The organism is Aminomonas paucivorans DSM 12260 (assembly GCF_000165795.1).
Classification (GTDB): domain Bacteria; phylum Synergistota; class Synergistia; order Synergistales; family Synergistaceae; genus Aminomonas; species Aminomonas paucivorans.
This window is the reverse complement of sequence record NZ_CM001022.1, coordinates 533,327-550,423: the sequence shown is the minus strand read 5'-3', so window position 1 is coordinate 550,423 and position 17,097 is coordinate 533,327. Positions and strand designations below refer to the sequence as shown.

Below are 17,097 nucleotides of genomic sequence, written 5' to 3'. Positions count from 1 at the left end.
GGTCTAGCCCCGTTTCTTCTTCTTTTGGAACGCCGCCAGGGCCACCGCGGAGGCGATGGAGAGCAGCTTGGTCTCCGACGAATCCGCCCGGCTGGTGAGCACCACCGGGGCCTTGGCGCCCAGCACCAGGCCCGCGGTCTTGTTGCGGGCGAAGTAGATGATGGCCTTGGCCAGCATGTTCCCCGCCTCGATGTTGGGCACCAGGAGGATGTCCGCATGCCCCGCCACGTCGGAGACGATGCCCTTGTGCCTGGCGGACTCTTCGCTCACCGCGTTGTCCAGGGCCAGGGGGCCGTCCACCAGGCAGCCCTTGATCTGGCCGCGCCGGTTCATCTGGGTGAGGTTCGCCGCGTCCAGAGTGGGAGGCATGTCCGCGTTCACCACCTCCACCGCCCCCAGGGCCGCCACCTTGGGGCACTCCACCCCGAAGGCGTGAGCCAGCTGCACCGTGTTGTCGATGATGCCAACTTTCGCCCCCAGGTCGGGATACATATTGAAGGCCGGGTCGGCGATGAAGAAGATCCGGTCGTAGTTCTCCACCTCGTGGATGTACACGTGGGACAGCAGGGAGCCGCTGCGCAGCCCCTTCTCCTTGTTGAGGACCCCCCGGAGGAAGTTGGCGGTCTTGACCATCCCCTTCATGAGGATGTCCGCCTGCCCGGAGGAGACCAGCTCCACCGCCCGCAGGGAAGCGGCGGCCTCGCCGCCCTTCTCGTCCACCACGTCGTAGGGGGTCAGGTCCACGCCCAGGCCGGAGGCGACGGAGCGGATCTTGTCCGCGTCCCCCACCAGGAACGCCTTGGCGATGCCCTTCTTGCGGGCCTCCTCGACGGCCTCCAGGACCTCCGCGTCCTCGGCGCAGGCCACGCTGATGGTGAGGGGACCCACTTCCTGGGCGTACTGCAGCAACTCGGTCAGGGAACGCAACTGTTTCATCCGAACGGCAACCTCCTCGAAAAAAGTTTCGAACCTGATTCTAGTACCTGCTACCTAAAACGATCCGCCCGCTGTATAATCGGGCATCGTCATTATACCCTCTCCGTCCGGCCCCAAAAGGGAAGGGGGGAAGGGGATCTCCCGGAGGGATGGGCATGTCCACGGAAAAGCAAGGCGTCGGCTCCGGACCGCTGGAAGGAGTCCTGGTCCTGGATCTCTCCCGGGCCCTGGCGGGCCCCTACTGCACCATGGTGCTGGGAGACCTGGGGGCCACGGTCCTCAAGGCGGAGGTGCCGGGGCGGGGGGACGACTCCCGGGGCTACCTTCCCCTGGAGGACGGACAGAGCGGCTACTTCGCCACCTTCAACCGCAACAAGCGATCCTTCACCCTGAACCTGCGCGCCCCGGAGGGGCAGGACCTGTGCCGCCGCCTGGCCCGGAGGGCGGACGTGCTGGTGGAGAACTTCTCCCCCGGCACCATGGAGGGCTGGGGCCTGGGACACGAGGCCCTGAGGGAGGAGAACCCCCGGCTGGTGTACTGCTCCATCAGCGGCTTCGGCCAGACGGGGCCCGAGTCCTCCAAGCTGGCCTTCGACATCACCGCCCAGGCCCGGGGAGGCCTCATGGGCCTCACGGGCTTCCCCGACGCCCCCCCCACCCGGGTGGGCAGCTCCCTGGGGGACATCGCCACGGGGATGTTCGCCGCCAACGCGGTGTGCGCCGCCCTGTACCGCCGCAGCGTCACCGGCCGGGGGGACCGGCTGGACCTGGCCATGGTGGACTCGGTGTTCGCCATCCTGGAGAACGCCCTGGTGCGGGCCCAACTGGAGCCCCTTCCCCCGGGGCGCATGGGCAGCGCCCACGCCAGCGCAGCCCCCTACGACGTCTACCCCACCGCCGACGGATGGTTGGTCCTGGGATGCGCCACCCGCCCCACCTGGGAGCGCCTCTGCGCCGTCATGGAGCGCCCCGACCTGGCGGATCACCCCCTCTTCGCCACCAACGAGGCCCGGATCGCCCACCTGGTGGAACTCACCGAGACCCTCTCCGCCTGGACGCGCACCCTGCCCACCGACGAGGCGGTGGCCCTCCTCGAAGCCTCTCAGGTGCCCGCCGCCCCGGTGCGGGGGGTGGCGGAGCTTCTGGGGGACAAGCAGCTCGCCGCCCGGGACATGCTGGTCCCCTCCTCCCTCCCCGGGGGCCGGGAGGTGCTTCTCCCGGGGTGCCCCATGCACTTCGCCGAGAACCCCTCGGGCATCCGCCTGGCCCCGCCCCTTCTGGGGGAGCACAACGACCTGGTGCACCGGGAGCTGTTGGGCCTGTCGGAAGGGGAGATCGAAACCCTGAAGGGGAAGGGGATCCTCTAGGTGGAACCGCGGCGGCTCTGGCGCCCCACCACCCGGGAGCTGGTGTTCCTGGGCCTGCTGGTGGGGCTGAACGTGGTGCTCACCCGGGTGGCCAGCATCCGCATCGCCCTGGGACCCGTGGAGGGGGTGCGCCTGGGGCTGGGGCATCTTCCCGTAGTGCTGGCGAGCCTGGGGATGGGCCCCGCCGCGGGGACCCTGGTGGGAGCCCTGGGGGACCTGCTGGGCTACTGGGTGCAGCCCATGGGGCCCTACATGCCCCACTTCACCGCGGCGGCGGCCCTGGGGGGAGCCCTCCCGGGGCTCCTCTGGCGGGTCTGGCCGGGAAGGCCCGGCCTGCCCGGGCTCCTGGCGGCGGTGGGGGCCCCCTATCTCCTCGTCTCCTGCCTGCTGGTCCCCCTGATCCTCCGCCACCTCTTCGGGCTGCCCCTGGCCGCCACGGTGCCCCCCCGCCTGGTGGCGGCGGTCGTCACCGTTCCCGCCTACGCCTTCCTCTGCCGCATCCTCCTGGAACGCGCCCGTCTGGCCCCGAGCCCCTTCCTCCGCCGTTAGGCCCGATCCATCAAAAGAGGCAGGGCCCGATCCAGCACCCCCAGGGCCCGGCGGTACTCCCCCAGATCCAGCCGTTCCTCCGAGGTGTGGTCCATCCGGGAGTCCCCGGGGCCGTAGACCGCCAGGGGACACCCCCAGGCGGCGGCCAGGTTGAAGTCCGCCGTGCCCTGCTTGGCCAGGAGCCGGGGCGTCATGCCCTCCCCCCGCACCGCCACCCGCAGGGCCTGCACCGCCGGATCCAACCGGTCCACGCCGTGGGGCTCCACGGCGTCCCGCACCCGCAGGGTCAGCCCCCGGCGGGCCGCCACCTCCGCCGCCCATTCCAGACACCCCGCCACGGAGGCCCCCAGGGGGAGGCGCAGGTCCAGGTCCACCCGGGCGGTGCGCCGCCCCGCCTCGTGCCCCTCCATGCCCAACACCGCGCCGGAGTGCCCCTCCCGGGCTTCCGCCTCCTCCAGGATCGCCGCAGCGGCCCGCACCGCCGCCGCCAGGGGCCCCGGGTCTCCGGACCGGTGGGCTCCTCCGTCCTCTCCCTCCAGGGACAAAAGCACCCGTCCCCGGTAGGAGAGGGCCACCCCGTCGGTCCCCGTAGGCTCCCCCACCAGGCAGGCCGCCGGGGCGTGGAGGGGCAGGCGGTGCCTCGTCCCCCGGGAATCCGCCTCCTCCCCCGAGGCGGCCACCAGGGTCACCCGCCATCCCGGAGGCAAGGGGATCCGCCCGCCGCTGACCCCCAGGGCGCACAGGGGGCCCTTGGCGTCCACGCTCCCCCGCCCCCAGAGGACCTCTCCCTCCAGGCGCACCTCCGGCCCCCCGGGCACCGTGTCCAGGTGCCCCAGCAGCAGCAGCTCCCGCCCCCCGGAGCCGCGCCGGGCCACCACGCTCCCCGCCTCGTCCACCGTCGCCTCCTCCCAGCCGAACCGGGGAAGAAGGTCGCACAGGGTCGCCGCCGCCGCCCCTTCCTCGCCGCTGGGGCTGGGAACCCCCACCAGGTCCGCCAGAAGCCGCTCCTCCCGGGTCATCGGCAGTCTTCCAGGGCCAAGGCGAAGCGTTCCGCCACCTCCGCCCCCTCCTCCTCCGGGATAACGAAGGGGGGCAGAAACCGCACCACCCGAGGCCCCGCCGCCAGGGCCAGGACGCCCCTCTCCTGGAGGGCCTTCACCACAGGCAGGGCGGGCACCGTCAGCTCCACCCCCGTGAGGAGCCCCACCCCCCGGACCTCCCGGATCGCCGGATGCTCCAGGCCCCGAAGCCGCCCCCGGAAGACCTCTCCCAGGGCGGCCCCCCGCTGCGGGAGCCCTTCGTCCAGGAGCCGGAACGCCTCCAGGGCCACCCGGCAGACCACGGGGTTGCCCGCGCAGGTGGAACCGTGAGAATGGGGGGAGAAGTCTCCCAGATCCCCCCGCCAGACCAGCGCCCCCGCGGGAAGCCCCCCCGCCAGTCCCTTGGCCAGGCACACCGCGTCGGGCTCCAGCCCCATCAGGGGGCTGGCCAGCAGCGCGCCGCAGCGCCCCATGCCGGACTGCACCTCGTCCGCCACCAGAAGGGCCCCGGAGGCCCGGCAGGCCCGGGTCAGCGCCCTGCCCAGCTCCGGATCCAGGGGGTGCACTCCTCCCTCCCCCTGTAGGGGCTCCAGAAACACCGCCGCCACATCCGGTCCCACCGCCGCGGGAAGCTCCTCGGCCCCCCGGTGCTCCACCGGGGGCAGGAAGGCCCGGAAGGGTTCCCGATACTTGGGGTTGAAGGTGAGCCCCAGGGCCCCCAGGGTTCGGCCGTGAAAGGCCCGACGCACCGCCAGCAGACGGGGCCTCCCCGGGCGCAGCAGCAGGGCCAGCTTGAGGGCCCCTTCCAGGGCCTCCGCCCCGCTGTTGGCCCAGAGAACCCGCCCCCGGGGAAGCAGGGCCGCCAGGCGCTCCTCGCAGGCCTCCCGGGCGGGGTGGCGGAAGCCCGCCCCCACCCCCCAGAGACCCTCGGAGGCCTCCCGCAAAGCCGCAACCAGCCGGGGGTGCCGATGGCCGAAGAGCAGCGCCCCGTGCCCCGTGAACCAGTCCAGGTACTCCCGCCCCGAGGAATCCCGCACCCGACTCCCGGAGCCCTCCGTCAGGGTCAGGCCCCGACCGCCGTACAGCACGCTGCCCAAAGCTGCGTCCCCCTTCCCGACAGTGCCGCCCCCAGGGGGGCCTCCACCCGTCCGTCCCCCAGGACCACCCGGGGAACGCCCCCCTCCAGGGCCTCCCGACAGGCCAGGAGCTTGCGCTTCATGTTCCCCTTCGCCGCCCCCTCCAGGACCTCCCAACCTTCCAAATCCCCCGAGGGGATGCGGCTTTCCGGATCCTGCGGGTCCGCCAGAAGCCCCGGCACGTTGGAGAGAATCACCAGCACCTCCGCCCCCAGGGCCCGAGCCGTCGCCGCCGCCAGGCGATCCCCGTCCACGTTCAGCCACAGCCCCTCGTCGTCCCGTCCCAGGGGGGGCAGCACGGGCACGGTTCGGGAGTCCAGCAGGGCCTCCAGGGGACGGGGATCCACCTCCGTCACGGAGCCGCTCCGGTTGCCCCGGACCAACCGGACCCGCCCCTCCTCCAGGGAGCGGAGACACTCCTTCCGGGCCGCCCGGGCGGGGCGCAGAGCCTTGCTGGGGACCCCCAGCCCCCCCAACTGACCCACCAGGGCCTCCCCCGCCTCCCGGGCCGCCCGCTCGAAGAGCCGCCGCTCCGGCTCCCCCACGAAGCGGCTCCGGTACCCCGAGGGGCTCACCACGTGGCGCACCTCCACCCCCTCCCGGCGGCACAGGTCGTCCATGGCCCCGCTGGCCCCGTGCACCAGGACCCAACGCTCCCCCGAGGCCACCCGCTCCGCCAGCTCCCGCACCAGGGGTTCCGTCCGGTTCCCCCGGGCGCCCCCCACCTTCACCACCCCGATCATGTCCCTTCCTCCCCTCACGCCGGGAACACCGGCAGCATGTCCAACCCCCGGGTCTCCGGGAGCCCCAGGGCCAGGTTCGCCCCCTGCAGCGCCGTGCCCGCGGCGCCCTTCATCAGGTTGTCCAGAGCGGAGGCCGCCAGGATCCGCCGCCCCCCTTCCGCCAGGGCGAAGCCCACCCGAACCCGGTTGCTCCCCAGGACGTGCCGGGGGTCCGGGATCCGCTGGTGGGAGGGCCGGGCGGGGCACAGGTCCACGAAGGGCTCCTCCCCGTAGGCTCCCCGGTAGAGGCGCCACAGCTCCCCCTCCACCATGGGCCGGGAGAGGGTGGCGTGGGCCAGGCACTGCACCCCCCGCACCAGCTCCACCGCCGTCACCCCCAGGGTGAGGCGCTCCTCCTCCAGCCCCAGCTCCTGGCACACCTCCCCCAGGTGGCGGTGGGCGAAGGGGGTCACCACCCGAAGGGCCCGGCTGCGCCAGGGGTGGTGGCTCCCCTCGTCCCCTCCGGCGCCCCCCTCGGAGGAGCCCACCCGGCACTCCACCCGGGCCTCCTCCAGCACCCCCGCCCGGGCCAGGGGCAGCAGAGCCAGGATCGCGGCGGTGGCGTTGCACCCCACCCCGGAGACCAGGTCCGCCCCCCGCAGCTCCTCCCGGTGCAGCTCCGGCAGACCGTACACCCCCCGGCCCCGCAGCTCCGGAGCGGGGACCTCCGCCCCGTACCAACGTCGGTGGGCCTCCGGGTCCCGCAGCCGAAAGTCCGCCGACAGGTCCACCACCTTCTGCCCCCGGGCTAGGCACCGGCCCGCCTCCTCCGCCGAGGCTCCGTGGGGCAGCGCCAGGAAGGCCAGGTCCGCCTCCCCCTCCCGGGCCTCCTCGGGGGAGACGAAGGAACAGGAGGGGTAGGCATGTCGCAGGTGGGGGTGGGTCCCCCCCAGGGGTTGCCCCGCCCGACCTCGGGACACGGCGCAGGCCAGTTCCATGTTCGGATGCCCCGCAATCAGGCGCAACAGCTCCCCCCCCGCCAGGCCCGTGGCCCCCCACAGGGCTACGCGGAACACGGGACGCCCTCCCGGGGCACCAGGGCGTAGGGCCGGAAGGCCCGCCCCCGGGTCTCCCGCAGGATCCACCCCGTGAGGCCCGGCAGGCGCCCCGCGAAGAACAGGGCCCGTCCCGCCTGGGGAGGAAAGCCCAGGTCGGAGAGCAGGGCCCCGCAGACCCCGTCCACGTTCCCCCCGATGTCCTTGCGCCGGGACAGCTCCTCCTCCAGGGAGCGGAACAGGTCCAGGTGGGGGCTCCGGACAAGGCAGGCCTCCCCCAGACGCTTCAGGGGAACCACCCGGGGGTCCCGACGGTGCACCCGGTGCCCGAACCCCGGGATCCGGGCCCCCTCCTCCAGGGTCCGCTCCACCAGGCCCGCCGCCCCTCCCGGACCGGGCCGGGCCACCTCCTCCTGGAAGAGGGCCATGGCCCCCTCAATGGCCCCGGCATGGTGGTCCCCGAAGGCCAGCAGCCCCCCCGCCAGGGCCGCCTGGAGGGGCACCCCCGCGGAGGCCACCAGCCGGGCGGCCTGGGTGCTGGGGGGGGTGCTGCCGTGGTCGGTGAGGGCCACCAGCACCCCGTCGAAGACCCGCCGCTCCCCCTCCTCGGGCATCCGCCCCTGGAGCATGCGAAACCACGCATCCCCGGGGGCGAGGCTTTCGATCCAGGACTCCACGGGCTGCCCGTCCAAGACCATCCGATCGGGGGACACCTCCGTCCGTTCCACCGTCACCACCATTCCCCGTCCCTCCCCAGATGCCCCGGCCCCTCGCCCCGGGGTTCCTCCTCCGACAGCCCCTCTCGGGGCGCCTCGTTCCGCCGTTCCCGTCGCAGCCGGATCTCCACGGTCCAGCCCTCCTCGTCCACCCGTACCTCCACGGACCATCCCTCCTGCCTTCCCCACAAAAAAACCCGCCTCCGGTCTCGAAGGCGGGTCGCGGACGTTCTTCCTCGGGCGGGCGCCTGCGCGCCTAGACCCTGCGGAACCCCACGACCCATCCTCCCGTCCTCCGCTTGAGGACGGCTGCGTGGCGCTTCAAGGGCTTTCGGATCTCCCTGCGGGAAGTCACGGACCTACGCCCTCGGCCGGTTCGCCCAGAGATGGGCCACCACCGCACCGGGGATGTCCGTCCCGGTGGGCTCCACGGAGTTGCGGAACTCCCCTCCGTCGTTCACCTCGTTCACCAGCCACCGGTCCCGGGAACGGAACAGGTCCACCGCCAGGAAGTCTCCCCCCAGGGCGGCGTGCACCGACCGGAGCACCCCGGAGAGTTCCTCGTCCAGGGGCTGGGCGCAGGCCCGTCCCCCCCGGGCGGTGTTGGTGATCCAGTGGGAACTCTCCCGCCGGATGGCGCAGAGGGGTTCTCCCCCCACCACGAAGGCCCGCACGTCGAAGCCCCCCTTGTGCACGTACTCCTGGAGGTAGAAGGTGCGGTGCGCCGCCCCCAGCTGGGCCTTGTGCTCCACCACCGCCTCCGCCGCCTCCCGGTCGTTCGCCTTGGCCAACAGGCGTCCCCAGCTTCCCACCAGGGGCTTGAAGACCACCGGGTACCCCAGCTCTTCCGCCGCCTCCAGGGCCCCCTCCTCCGACAGGGCGGTGCGCCACCGGGGTTGCGCCACCCCCCCCCGCTCCAGGGCCAGGGTGGTGCGCAGCTTGTCCCCGCAGAGGGCCATCACCGACGACGGGTTGGCCACCCGGAACCCCCGGGCCTCCAGCATCCCGGCCACCGCCTCGTTCTGCCCGTGGCTCACGCACCGGGCCAGCACCACGTCCCCGGCCTCCGCGGGCAGGGCGGCCCCGAAGACCCGGTCCGTCACGTCCGCCAGGTCCACGGGGATACCCTGCCGACGGGCCGCCTCCGCCAGCAGCTTCTCCTCCGCCCGAAGCCGGGTGAAGAGGATCCGAAGGACGGGCCCCCTACTCACCCCAGTCCTCCTGCACCTGGGGGGCCTCCTCGAACCGGGGCGGGTCCAGCTCCACCAGCTCCAGCTCCGTGCCGCAATCCCCGCACACCAGGATCTCCCCCTGGCAGCACCCTTCCGGCAGCGCCACCGCTCCCTCGCACACCACGCAGACTCCGCTTGCCATCTTCCTCGACCTCCTTCGCGTCCTCCGACGCCGGATATACAAAACGGCCCGCCCCTTCACATTGAAGGGACGGGCCGAAAACCCGCGGTACCACCCAACTTGAGCCACCAGGACTCCTCTTGGAGGCCTCTGACGGGGCCCACCCGGGCGCCTTACTCCAGGGACGCGCACAGCGCCCCCTTTCGGGGCCGGCTCGGCGGGCCTTGGACCTTTCGGCGGATCCGAGACCCCTCTCAGCCGGTGGAGGTCTCTCTCTGGGGGATCCGGGCTCCTGGGGTCACCCGCTTCCTCGCCTTTTCCGAAACCGGTCTTTTGGTCCGACCGGCCTCATCAGCTTGGCGGGAAGGATACCCCAAGGGCGGGAGACCTGTCAAGGGTCCCCTCTCCCAGGATGCCCCTGCGGGTGAGGGAGAAGTCGAAGCGCACCGGGTCCTGGGGATCCACCGCCGCCAGGGCCTCGGTGAGTTCCAGGGCCGACTTCAGGTCCGGGCTGGCCCGGCGGATCAGCCCCCACTCCCGTCCGAAGCGGAACATGTGGGCGTCCAGGGGCACCACCAGGGCGGACCGTGGGATGCCCCGCCAGCCCCCCGGGTCCACCTCGTCCTCCCGGACCATCCAGCGCAGAAAGAGGAACCAGCGTTTGCAGGCGCTCTTCCCGGAGGGACGGGGCAGCAGGAAGGCCCCGTCGGTGCCGGAGCGCTCCGCCAGCAGGGCGGCGAAACCCTCCAGGGCCTCCAGCAGGTCCTCCCGGCACGTCGGGACCCCGCCCCGCAGAAAGGCCCCCTCCAGGGAGCCGAACTCCCGCAGCACCGCCCCCGTCCCTGCGAGCAGACCCAGGGTCTGCTCGCAGGAGGTGAAGCGGTGGGCGGGAGCGCAGAAGGCCCCCGGCAGCGCCCCGTCCCGGAGGACGGAGGCGGGCCGGGGGCCCAGGGGAGCCAGGAGGCGGTCCAGGGTGGTCAGGATCTGCCGCACCCGGCCATAGGCGTACAGGGCAGCCAGAAGGGCCGTCACCTCCCGGTCCTCCCCGAAGGGGTAGCGCCGGGGAACCTCCAGGGGGTCCGGGTGGATCGTCTCGGGGCGGTGGAAGGCCCGATAGGTCTCCTCCAGGTACGCCGCCAGGACCCGGGTCACTTCAGCTGGTTGAACCCGAAGGTGGGGGCGTTCTTGGGGGACTTGCCCTTCTTGATGAGGTGGTAGTCCGCATAGGTGAGGGGCGTTCCCTCCCGCACCACCTGGGAGGAAACCACCTCCCCCACGAAGAGCCGGTGGGTGAACACGTCCATCCGGTGCACCACCTTCGCCTCCAGCACCGCCAGGGCGTGTTCCGTCACCATGGGAGCCCCGGTGGAGCCGGTGAGGTACGGGACGTTGCAGAACTTGTCGATGTCCCGGCCGCACTTGAACCCGAACTGGCCGATGAAGGTCATGGGGACCTCCTGCTCCAGGACGGACACGGAGAAGACCCCGCTCTTGCCGATGTACTCCGTGGTGAGGTTGGACTGGTGCAGGCACACCGCCACGGAGCAGGGGTCCCCGGTGACCTGCATCGCCGCGTTGGCGATCTGGCCGTTGAGCCGCCCCTCGCAGAGGGAACTGACGATGTACATGCCGTAGCTGAACTGGAACAGGGCCTTCACGTCGATCTGCTTCTCCATGGTTCGACCTCCTCCGCCGGGCAATCCGGCCCCATCGCAAGGCGGGGCGGGCCTTCCCGCCCCGCCCCGTCGGATCCGCCGCCGGGTCTAGCCGCGCTGTCCCAGTTCCCGGTCCAGCATCAGGAGCGCCTGAGGGGCGCCCTGCACGGCCTTCAGCTTCTCCACGATCTCCGAGGAATCCGCCTCTTCCTCCACCTGCTCCGTCAGGTACCACTGGAGGAAGGTCTGGGAAGTGTAGTCCTTCTCCTTCAGGGCCACCTCGTAGAGGCCGTAGATGAGGGAGGTCACCTTCTGCTCGTGGGCGTAGGCCTCCTCGAAGACCGCCAAGGGGGAGGCCCAGTCGGTCTTGGGGGCCTGGATGGCCTGAAGGGTCACCCGGCCGCCCCGCTCCGCCACGTAGTCGAAGAACTTCATGGCGTGCTCCTGCTCCTCCTCCGCCTGCTTCTTCATCCAGTGGGCGCAGCCCTTGAGGTTCTGGGCCTCGAAATACGCCGCCATGGCGAGATACATGTACCCGGAGTACAGCTCCGCCTGGATCTGGTCGTTGATAGCCTTTTCCATCTTCTTGCCGATGTTCATGACCGCACCTCCTGAAATGATTTCAGTTTGACCGGCCCCTTTATACCGCCCTCCCCTTTCCCCGTCAAGGTTGACGAAAGGCACCGCAGGGCTTAGGGTCCCGCCTGAAGACATGATACCCCAGGGGAGGCGATTCGATGCAATACGGAGAAGCGGCAACCTGCGCCCAGTGGATCCGTTCCTCCCGCCGCGTGGCGGTCTTGAGCGGCGCGGGACTCTCCACGAAAGCGGGGATCCAGGACTTCCGGGGCCCCCAGGGGCTCTACCGCACCCTGGGGATCTCCGACCCGGAGCGGATCTTCGACATCGACCACTTCTTCCGGAACCCGGGCTTCTTCTTCCGGTTCCACCGGGAATTCCTGGACCTGCTGGACCGCGTCCAGCCCACCGGGGCCCATCGCTTCTTCGCCCGGCTGGAGGAGGAGGGGGTGCTTTCGGGCATCGTGACCCAGAACATCGACGGGCTCCACCAGAAGGCGGGGTCCCGAAACGTCCTGGAGATCCACGGGGGGGTGCGGGGAAACACCTGCACGGGCTGCGGCGCCCGGTACGACCTGGCGACCTTCCGGGAACTGCTGGCGGCCGCGGAGGTGCCCCGATGCCCCCGCTGCGGGGGCATCGTGAAGCCCGACATCGTCTTCTTCGGGGAAGGGGTGCAGGCCCTCGGGGCCTGTCAGGCCCTCATGGAAGAGGCGGACCTGCTCTTCGTGGTGGGCTCCTCCCTGGTGGTGACCCCCGCAGCGCTGCTGCCCTCCGCCTGCCCGGGGAGGATCGTGGTGGTCAACAAGGGGGAGATCTCCTTCTCCTACCTCCCCCGGAACCGGGTGAGCCTCCACGCGGAGGAGGACCTGGACACCTTCTTCCAGAGGGTGGAGAAGGCTTATGACTCCCCGGAAGAGGAGGCCCCCGATTCGCCCATCTAGGAGGCCCGGGGGCCTCCTGCGCCCCGTTCCGCCGGGACGGGGCGCAGGGGCAGGACGTACTCCAGCATCAGCCCTCCCTGGGGGTGGTTGCGGGCCGTCACCGTCCCTCCGAGGCGCCTCGTCCCCTCCCGGGCGATGGCAAGCCCCAGGCCCACGCCCCCCTGCCCTCGGTCCCGGGAGGAATCCACCCGGTAGAAGGGCAGGAAGATCCGTTCCAGCTCCCCCTCCTCCACCCCCGGCCCGTGGTCCCGGACGAGGATCCGGACCCGGTCTCCCTCCGGAAGGACCTTCACCTCCACCCCCGTCCCCGGGGGGGTGTGGCGCAGGGCATTGCGCACCCCGTTCTCCAGGGCCCGGGCCAGGGGTTCCGCCTCCCCCCACACCACCACCGCTTCGGGAACGGACAGCTCCACCCCTTTGCCCTCCTCCGCCCCCTCGAAGGCCCCGTCCGCGGCGATGCGCTCCAGAAGGGCCTCCAGATACACCGGCTCCTCCTCCGGACACAGGTCCCGCAGCTCCTCCCGGGTCAGGTCCAGGAGCTGGCCGATCATCTCCCCCATCCGCCCCGTCTCCCCCTCGATGCGTTCCAGGTAGGCCTCCCCCTCGGGGGTACAGCCCTTGCGGGCCAGGGCCGCCGCCAGGCCCACCCGCTGCAGGGGGGACCGAAGCTCGTGGGAGATGTCCCCCAGCAGACGGCGCTGGGAGGTCACCAGGGACTGGATCCGCTCCGCCATGGCGTTGAAGGCCCGCCCCAGCTCGGCGATCTCGTCCCCCCGATCCGTCACCTTCGGCCCCACCCGGGCGGCCAGGTCCCCCCCCGCCAGGGTGGAGGTGGCCCGGCGCAGGTCCTTCAGGGGCACGGTGAGCCACCGGACCAGCAGGAAACACAGGGTGGCTCCCGCCACCATGGGCAGGAGAAGGCCCCGCAGGGGGTTCCGGAACCCCGGGGGCGGCGGCCCCGGAGGACCGGGGGGCCTTCCCTCCGGGGGCAGCAGGATCCCCAGCAGCCTCAGGGGGGCACCGGGCAGGGGTACCGAGACCCCCAGGCGATGCCCCGAGAACCGAAGCACCCGCTCCCCCGAGGAGCCGGAAGGGGACTCGGGGCCTTCGGGCCGGAGGGGATCGGAGGGGGGATCGGACAAGAAGGTTTCCTTCGGGTCCGTCACGTACAGCTCCATTCCCCGAAGCTCCCCCTCCCGCCGGAGGAACGCCGCCAGGGCCTCCTCCCCCCCTTGGGAGCGCACCCGCCCCGCCTCCTCCGCCAGGGTCGACACGGTCCAGACCAGCAGACGGGGCAGCCCCCGGACCATCTCGCCGTGGAACCGCTGGCGGGCCCCCAGGGCGGACAGCTCGAAGAGCCCCACGGGCAGCAGCAGGGCCAGGAGGAACCCCAGGTACATGCGCCAGAAGAGGGAAAGGCGCTTCATCCCCGCCCCTCCGGCTCCGGGTACACCAGCACGTACCCCTCCCCCCGGACGGTGCGGATCCGCTCCATCCCGTCGGGGTAGGGTCCCAGCTTGCGCCGCAGGTTACTCAGGTGGACCCCCAGGCTCCGGTCAAAAGCGGAGTGTCGCCGCCCCAGAACCTCCGGGCTCAGGCTCTCCAGGGAAACCAGAAACCCCGCGGAGGCCAGAAGGGCCCGCAGGAGCCGGAACTCCGTCCCCGTGAGCGAGACGGACTGCCCCCCCACCCGAACCGTCCGGGACAGGAGGCACAGCTCCAGGTCCCCCACCGACAGCCGATCCGCGTCCTCCGGAGCGGGGTCCTCCTCCTTCCGGTCCGTGCGGCGCAGCACCGCCCGCACCCGGGCCGCCAGCTCCCGGGGGAGGAAGGGTTTGGGGATGTAGTCGTCCGCCCCCAGCTCCAGCCCCACCACCCGGTCCACCGGATCCCCCCGGGCGGTGAGCATCAGCACCGGCAGGTCCGACCGGGCCCGGATCTCCCGCAGCACGTCGAAACCGCTCTTCTCCGGCAGCATCACGTCCAGGATCGCCAGGTCCTGGCGCCCCGAAAGGGCCTCCCGAAGCCCCGTCTCCCCGTCGGTCACGTGGAGGCACGCGAACCCCTCCCGCTCCAGATAGGTTCGCAGCAGCTCCCCCAGTTCCCCATCGTCGTCCACCACCAGGATGCGCTTCCGTTCCCCTTCCACGGGCAGCCTCTCTCCCCTCCGCCTTGCTGGGGCGATTGTACCAACCCCGGAAGGGGGGAACCGGCAACGGCGGCGACCTTTGCACTTCTTTGTGCGCTGCCCCTTCAGGCTCTCCTTCGGACCAGAGGCAGGGAAACCGCCAGGGCCAGCAGCACCCCCCGTCTTCAGGGGGTCTTTGCACTTCTTATCCCCCCCTTGCTCTCCTTGGCGAACCCTTGCCCCCGGGAATCCGAAGCAAGGGAAGAGGGGGCGGGGGCTCGTCCCGACCCCCATCACCCACTCAAGGAGGGATTCTCGGTGAACATCGGCAGCGTCGGCACCCAAAACACCAGCCTGGTGGAAATGCTCCGCCTGGCCGCCCAGAAGGCGACCTCGTCGACGGAACAGACGGGAAGCGAGTCGGGATCGGACGACTTCAAAGTCTCCGGGCCCGCGGAGCTCATGAGCAAGCTCCAGCAGCTGAAGGAGAAGGACCCGGAGCAGTTCCAGGAAGTGGTGGAGCAGCTGGCGGAGGACGTGGCCGCCCAGGCGGAGGAGGCGGAAGGGGAGGAGCAGAACCGCCTCACCCACCTGGCGGAGATGCTGGGCCAGGTGGCCGAGACGGGAGACCTGTCGGCCCTCCAGCCCCCCCAGGGCGGTCCGGGACAGGGAGGAACCCCTCCTCCCGGCGGCATGCCCCCGGGAGGGATGACGGGCGCCGACAAGGCGGGCCGGGCCCCGGGAACCTACGGCCCCAACGGCCAGATGGTGGAAAGGGAGGAAGAGGAGGACGGCTCCATCTTCCAGACCCTCCTGGCCCGGATCGACGCGGCCCTGGCCGCTGCGGAGGAGGATGAGGAGACCACCCTGGCCTGATCCCCCGGACGACGAAACCGTCCGCCCCCCTCTCCGGCGCCCTCTTCGGGGGGCGCCGGTTTGTGTCCCCCCGCCCCCTCTTTCTGCCCCGGGAACGAAGAGGGCCCGTCGGGGCGAACTCGCTTCCCTTTCCCTTCCTCCGCCCGGACGCGCTAGAATGGCGTCGGCTTGGGCAAACCGATGGGGACGCAGCCTTCCTCAAGGGGGTTTCGGACGTGGACGAACCGGTATTGGTGTTCCTGGTGGCGGGACGACGCCACGCCCTCCCGGTGGGGGACGTGGAGCGCGTCGTGCCCGCCGCGGAGGTCACCCCCCTCCCCGACGCTCCTCCGGACGTGCGGGGAGCCGTGAAGGTGGGAAGCGAGGTGGCCCCGGTGGTGGACCTGCGCCGACGCTTCGGCCTGCCCTCCCGGGAGCTGGAGCTGTCGGACCGCTTTTTGCTGGTACGCTTCCAGGGAGCCCTTCGGGCCCTCCTGGTGGAGGCCGTGGAGGGGGTCTCCTCTCCCCGGTGCCGGGCCGTCCCGGAGACCCCCGACGCCCGGGTGACCCTGGGGGACGGGGCGGAACTGACGCTCCTGCACAGCCTGGCGTCCCTCCTCGCCCCCGGGGGAACCGAAGCCCCGTGACCCAGCAGAACCCCGTCCCGGAGACCGCCGACCTGTGCCCCCCCCTGGAGTGCGCGGGGGACCTGGCCATCCTGGGAAACCGGGTGGAATCCGCCATGGGACTTCGACGGGGAAGACGCCCCGAAGACTTGTGGCGGGCCCTGAGGGAGCTGGCCCGGCAGGAGGGGGAGCCCCTCCGGGAGCTGCTCTCCCGCCTGGCCGCCTCTCCCCTCTCCCGGGAGGATACGGACCGGCTGGCTCCCCACCTCACCGTAGGGGAGACCTACTTCTTCCGGGACATGGAGACCCTGGGGGTGCTGCGGGACCGCGTCTTCCCGGAGCTGGCCCGACGGGGCGGGACGGTTCGGATCTGGTGCGCCGGATGCAGCTCCGGGGAGGAAGCGTACACGGTGGCCATGCTGGCCCAGGAGGTTCTGCCCCCGGAGAGGCTGGAGATCCTGGGAACGGACCTCAACCCCCGATCGCTGCGCAAGGCCCGAAAGGGACACTACACCCGCTGGTCCTTCCGAGGGGTGCCCTCCCCCTGGGTGGAACGGTTCTTCACGCGCCTCCCCGAGGGGGTCCGCTCGGTGAAGCCCCGGTTCCGCCAGGGGATCTCCTTCCGGGAGGGCAACCTCCTGGATCCGGCGTCCCCTTTCCCGGACGGTCGCCCCGGGGACGTGATCCTGTGCCGCAACGTGCTGATCTACTTCGAGGAGGCGGCGATCCGCCGGGTCTTAAGCCTGTTCCGGCAGACCCTGTCTCCGGAGGGGTGGCTGGTGGTGGCCCCGGCGGAGGCCCCCCTGGTCCAGGGCTTCGGCTTCCACCCCCTGGGAAGGACGAGCACCTTCCTCCACCCCTCCCGAAGAGCCTCGGGGGAAACGCCCCGGGAGCGGGAGTACGCCCTGGAGGGGTTTCTCCCCCCTCCCCTTCCGGAAGAGCTTCCGACGGCCCTCCCCTTCGGTCCGGAGGAGGACCTGTTTTTGCCCCCTTCCCCCCCGCAACCCGCCCCACTCCCCCTCCCCCCCTCCCCGGAGGAGGACCTCCTGGCCACCGCCCGGCAGAAGGCGGACGCGGGGCTCCACGAGGAGGCCCTGTGCCTGTGTTCCCAGGCCATGGAGCGGGACAGGACCGACCCGACGCCCTATTATCTGAGCGGGGTGATCCACCAGGAACGGGGGGCGACCCAGGAGGCCCGCAACGCCCTGAGGCGGGCGGTGTATCTGGACCCGTCCTTCGTGGCGGCCCACCACGCCCTGGCCTCCCTGGCCCCGGATCGGGAGTCCGAGGCCCGACACCTGCGCAACGCCCGGGAGCTGCTCCTGGCCCTGCCGGAGGACGAGGTCGTCCCCGAGTCGGGAGGGCTGACCGCTTCCGCCCTGTTGGAACTGCTCCACATCGCCCCGCGATGACCCCCGAAACGCCGAGGAAGGAGC

General features: G+C 71.7%; 20 protein-coding genes. 6 read left to right on the top strand and 14 right to left on the bottom strand.

The genetic code is table 11. From position 1 onward, the window contains the following. Nucleotides 1–3 precede the first annotated feature (3 nt). Entirely contained in the window at nucleotides 4–936 is a 933-nt protein-coding gene (gene ptb / locus APAU_RS02450) for a phosphate butyryltransferase (protein WP_006300083.1), read from the bottom strand. Between the two features lie 155 nt (nucleotides 937–1,091). Between ptb and APAU_RS02445 the strand changes: the two genes are divergently transcribed. Next, the gene (locus APAU_RS02445) at nucleotides 1,092–2,303 is read left to right on the top strand and encodes a CaiB/BaiF CoA transferase family protein (protein WP_006300082.1); all 1,212 of its coding nucleotides are present in this window, start codon (nucleotides 1,092–1,094) and stop codon (nucleotides 2,301–2,303) included. Continuing rightward, on the top strand, nucleotides 2,304–2,852 hold the full coding sequence (locus APAU_RS02440) for a folate family ECF transporter S component (RefSeq protein ID WP_006300081.1): 549 nt from the start codon (nucleotides 2,304–2,306) through the stop codon (nucleotides 2,850–2,852). On the opposite strand, the gene APAU_RS02435 is transcribed toward APAU_RS02440, so the two are convergent. The 11 genes from APAU_RS02435 to APAU_RS02390 all read right to left on the bottom strand — a co-directional run bounded on the left by APAU_RS02435 (nucleotide 2,849) and on the right by APAU_RS02390 (nucleotide 11,129). After that, nucleotides 2,849–3,871, bottom strand: a complete 1,023-nt coding sequence (locus tag APAU_RS02435) for a M20/M25/M40 family metallo-hydrolase (RefSeq protein WP_006300080.1) — start codon at nucleotides 3,869–3,871, stop codon at nucleotides 2,849–2,851. The genes APAU_RS02440 and APAU_RS02435 overlap by 4 nt on opposite strands. Next, on the bottom strand, nucleotides 3,868–4,980 hold the full coding sequence (locus tag APAU_RS02430; RefSeq protein WP_232207799.1) for an aspartate aminotransferase family protein: 1,113 nt from the start codon (nucleotides 4,978–4,980) through the stop codon (nucleotides 3,868–3,870). Before APAU_RS02430 ends, APAU_RS02435 begins: the two co-directional genes overlap by 4 nt. Continuing rightward, nucleotides 4,956–5,771 (bottom strand): amino acid kinase family protein, encoded by an 816-nt coding sequence (locus APAU_RS02425; RefSeq protein WP_006300078.1) that lies wholly within the window; start codon nucleotides 5,769–5,771, stop codon nucleotides 4,956–4,958. The genes APAU_RS02430 and APAU_RS02425 overlap by 25 nt, the downstream gene beginning before the upstream one ends. Before the next feature lie 14 nt (nucleotides 5,772–5,785). Beyond that, nucleotides 5,786–6,826, bottom strand: a complete 1,041-nt coding sequence (argC, locus tag APAU_RS02420) for an N-acetyl-gamma-glutamyl-phosphate reductase (RefSeq protein WP_006300077.1) — start codon at nucleotides 6,824–6,826, stop codon at nucleotides 5,786–5,788. Continuing rightward, nucleotides 6,814–7,545, bottom strand: coding sequence for a citrate/2-methylcitrate synthase (locus tag APAU_RS02415; protein ID WP_006300076.1), 732 nt, complete (start codon nucleotides 7,543–7,545; stop codon nucleotides 6,814–6,816). The genes argC and APAU_RS02415 overlap by 13 nt, the downstream gene beginning before the upstream one ends. Beyond that, nucleotides 7,536–7,685 (bottom strand): hypothetical protein, encoded by a 150-nt coding sequence (locus APAU_RS13220; RefSeq protein ID WP_006300075.1) that lies wholly within the window; start codon nucleotides 7,683–7,685, stop codon nucleotides 7,536–7,538. The genes APAU_RS02415 and APAU_RS13220 overlap by 10 nt, the downstream gene beginning before the upstream one ends. Before the next feature lie 195 nt (nucleotides 7,686–7,880). Beyond that, nucleotides 7,881–8,732 carry a RimK family alpha-L-glutamate ligase gene (locus tag APAU_RS02410; protein ID WP_006300074.1) on the bottom strand — a complete coding sequence of 284 codons (852 nt, stop codon included), beginning with the start codon at nucleotides 8,730–8,732 and terminating at the stop codon, nucleotides 7,881–7,883. Further along, the gene (locus tag APAU_RS02405; RefSeq protein WP_006300073.1) at nucleotides 8,725–8,895 is read right to left on the bottom strand and encodes a hypothetical protein; all 171 of its coding nucleotides are present in this window, start codon (nucleotides 8,893–8,895) and stop codon (nucleotides 8,725–8,727) included. Before APAU_RS02405 ends, APAU_RS02410 begins: the two co-directional genes overlap by 8 nt. Before the next feature lie 330 nt (nucleotides 8,896–9,225). Further along, nucleotides 9,226–10,026 carry a TIGR02757 family protein gene (locus APAU_RS02400; protein WP_006300072.1) on the bottom strand — a complete coding sequence of 267 codons (801 nt, stop codon included), beginning with the start codon at nucleotides 10,024–10,026 and terminating at the stop codon, nucleotides 9,226–9,228. Further along, the gene (locus APAU_RS02395) at nucleotides 10,023–10,550 is read right to left on the bottom strand and encodes a flavin reductase family protein (RefSeq protein WP_006300071.1); all 528 of its coding nucleotides are present in this window, start codon (nucleotides 10,548–10,550) and stop codon (nucleotides 10,023–10,025) included. Before APAU_RS02395 ends, APAU_RS02400 begins: the two co-directional genes overlap by 4 nt. 87 nt (nucleotides 10,551–10,637) lie before the next feature. Further along, the gene (locus tag APAU_RS02390) at nucleotides 10,638–11,129 is read right to left on the bottom strand and encodes a ferritin (protein ID WP_006300069.1); all 492 of its coding nucleotides are present in this window, start codon (nucleotides 11,127–11,129) and stop codon (nucleotides 10,638–10,640) included. A gap of 137 nt (nucleotides 11,130–11,266) precedes the next feature. On the opposite strand from APAU_RS02390, the gene APAU_RS02385 reads away from it, so the two are divergent. Beyond that, nucleotides 11,267–12,052 (top strand): SIR2 family NAD-dependent protein deacylase, encoded by a 786-nt coding sequence (locus tag APAU_RS02385; protein WP_006300068.1) that lies wholly within the window; start codon nucleotides 11,267–11,269, stop codon nucleotides 12,050–12,052. On the opposite strand, the gene APAU_RS12440 is transcribed toward APAU_RS02385, so the two are convergent. Together APAU_RS12440 and APAU_RS02375 are read right to left on the bottom strand one after the other, a co-directional pair. After that, a complete protein-coding gene (locus APAU_RS12440) occupies nucleotides 12,049–13,479 on the bottom strand; it encodes an ATP-binding protein (protein WP_006300067.1) in 1,431 nt (476 codons plus the stop codon). The genes APAU_RS02385 and APAU_RS12440 overlap by 4 nt on opposite strands. After that, nucleotides 13,476–14,201, bottom strand: a complete 726-nt coding sequence (locus tag APAU_RS02375; RefSeq protein ID WP_006300066.1) for a response regulator transcription factor — start codon at nucleotides 14,199–14,201, stop codon at nucleotides 13,476–13,478. Before APAU_RS02375 ends, APAU_RS12440 begins: the two co-directional genes overlap by 4 nt. Nucleotides 14,202–14,498: 297 nt before the next feature. Between APAU_RS02375 and APAU_RS02370 the strand changes: the two genes are divergently transcribed. The 3 genes from APAU_RS02370 to APAU_RS02360 all read left to right on the top strand — a co-directional run bounded on the left by APAU_RS02370 (nucleotide 14,499) and on the right by APAU_RS02360 (nucleotide 17,073). Beyond that, a complete protein-coding gene (locus APAU_RS02370; RefSeq protein WP_006300065.1) occupies nucleotides 14,499–15,056 on the top strand; it encodes a hypothetical protein in 558 nt (185 codons plus the stop codon). A 215-nt stretch (nucleotides 15,057–15,271) separates the two neighbouring features. Next, a complete protein-coding gene (locus APAU_RS02365) occupies nucleotides 15,272–15,682 on the top strand; it encodes a chemotaxis protein CheW (protein WP_006300064.1) in 411 nt (136 codons plus the stop codon). After that, complete coding sequence (locus APAU_RS02360) at nucleotides 15,679–17,073, top strand: CheR family methyltransferase (RefSeq protein ID WP_006300063.1); 1,395 nt, start codon at nucleotides 15,679–15,681, stop codon at nucleotides 17,071–17,073. The genes APAU_RS02365 and APAU_RS02360 overlap by 4 nt, the downstream gene beginning before the upstream one ends. The last annotated feature ends 24 nt before the right edge of the window (nucleotides 17,074–17,097 follow it).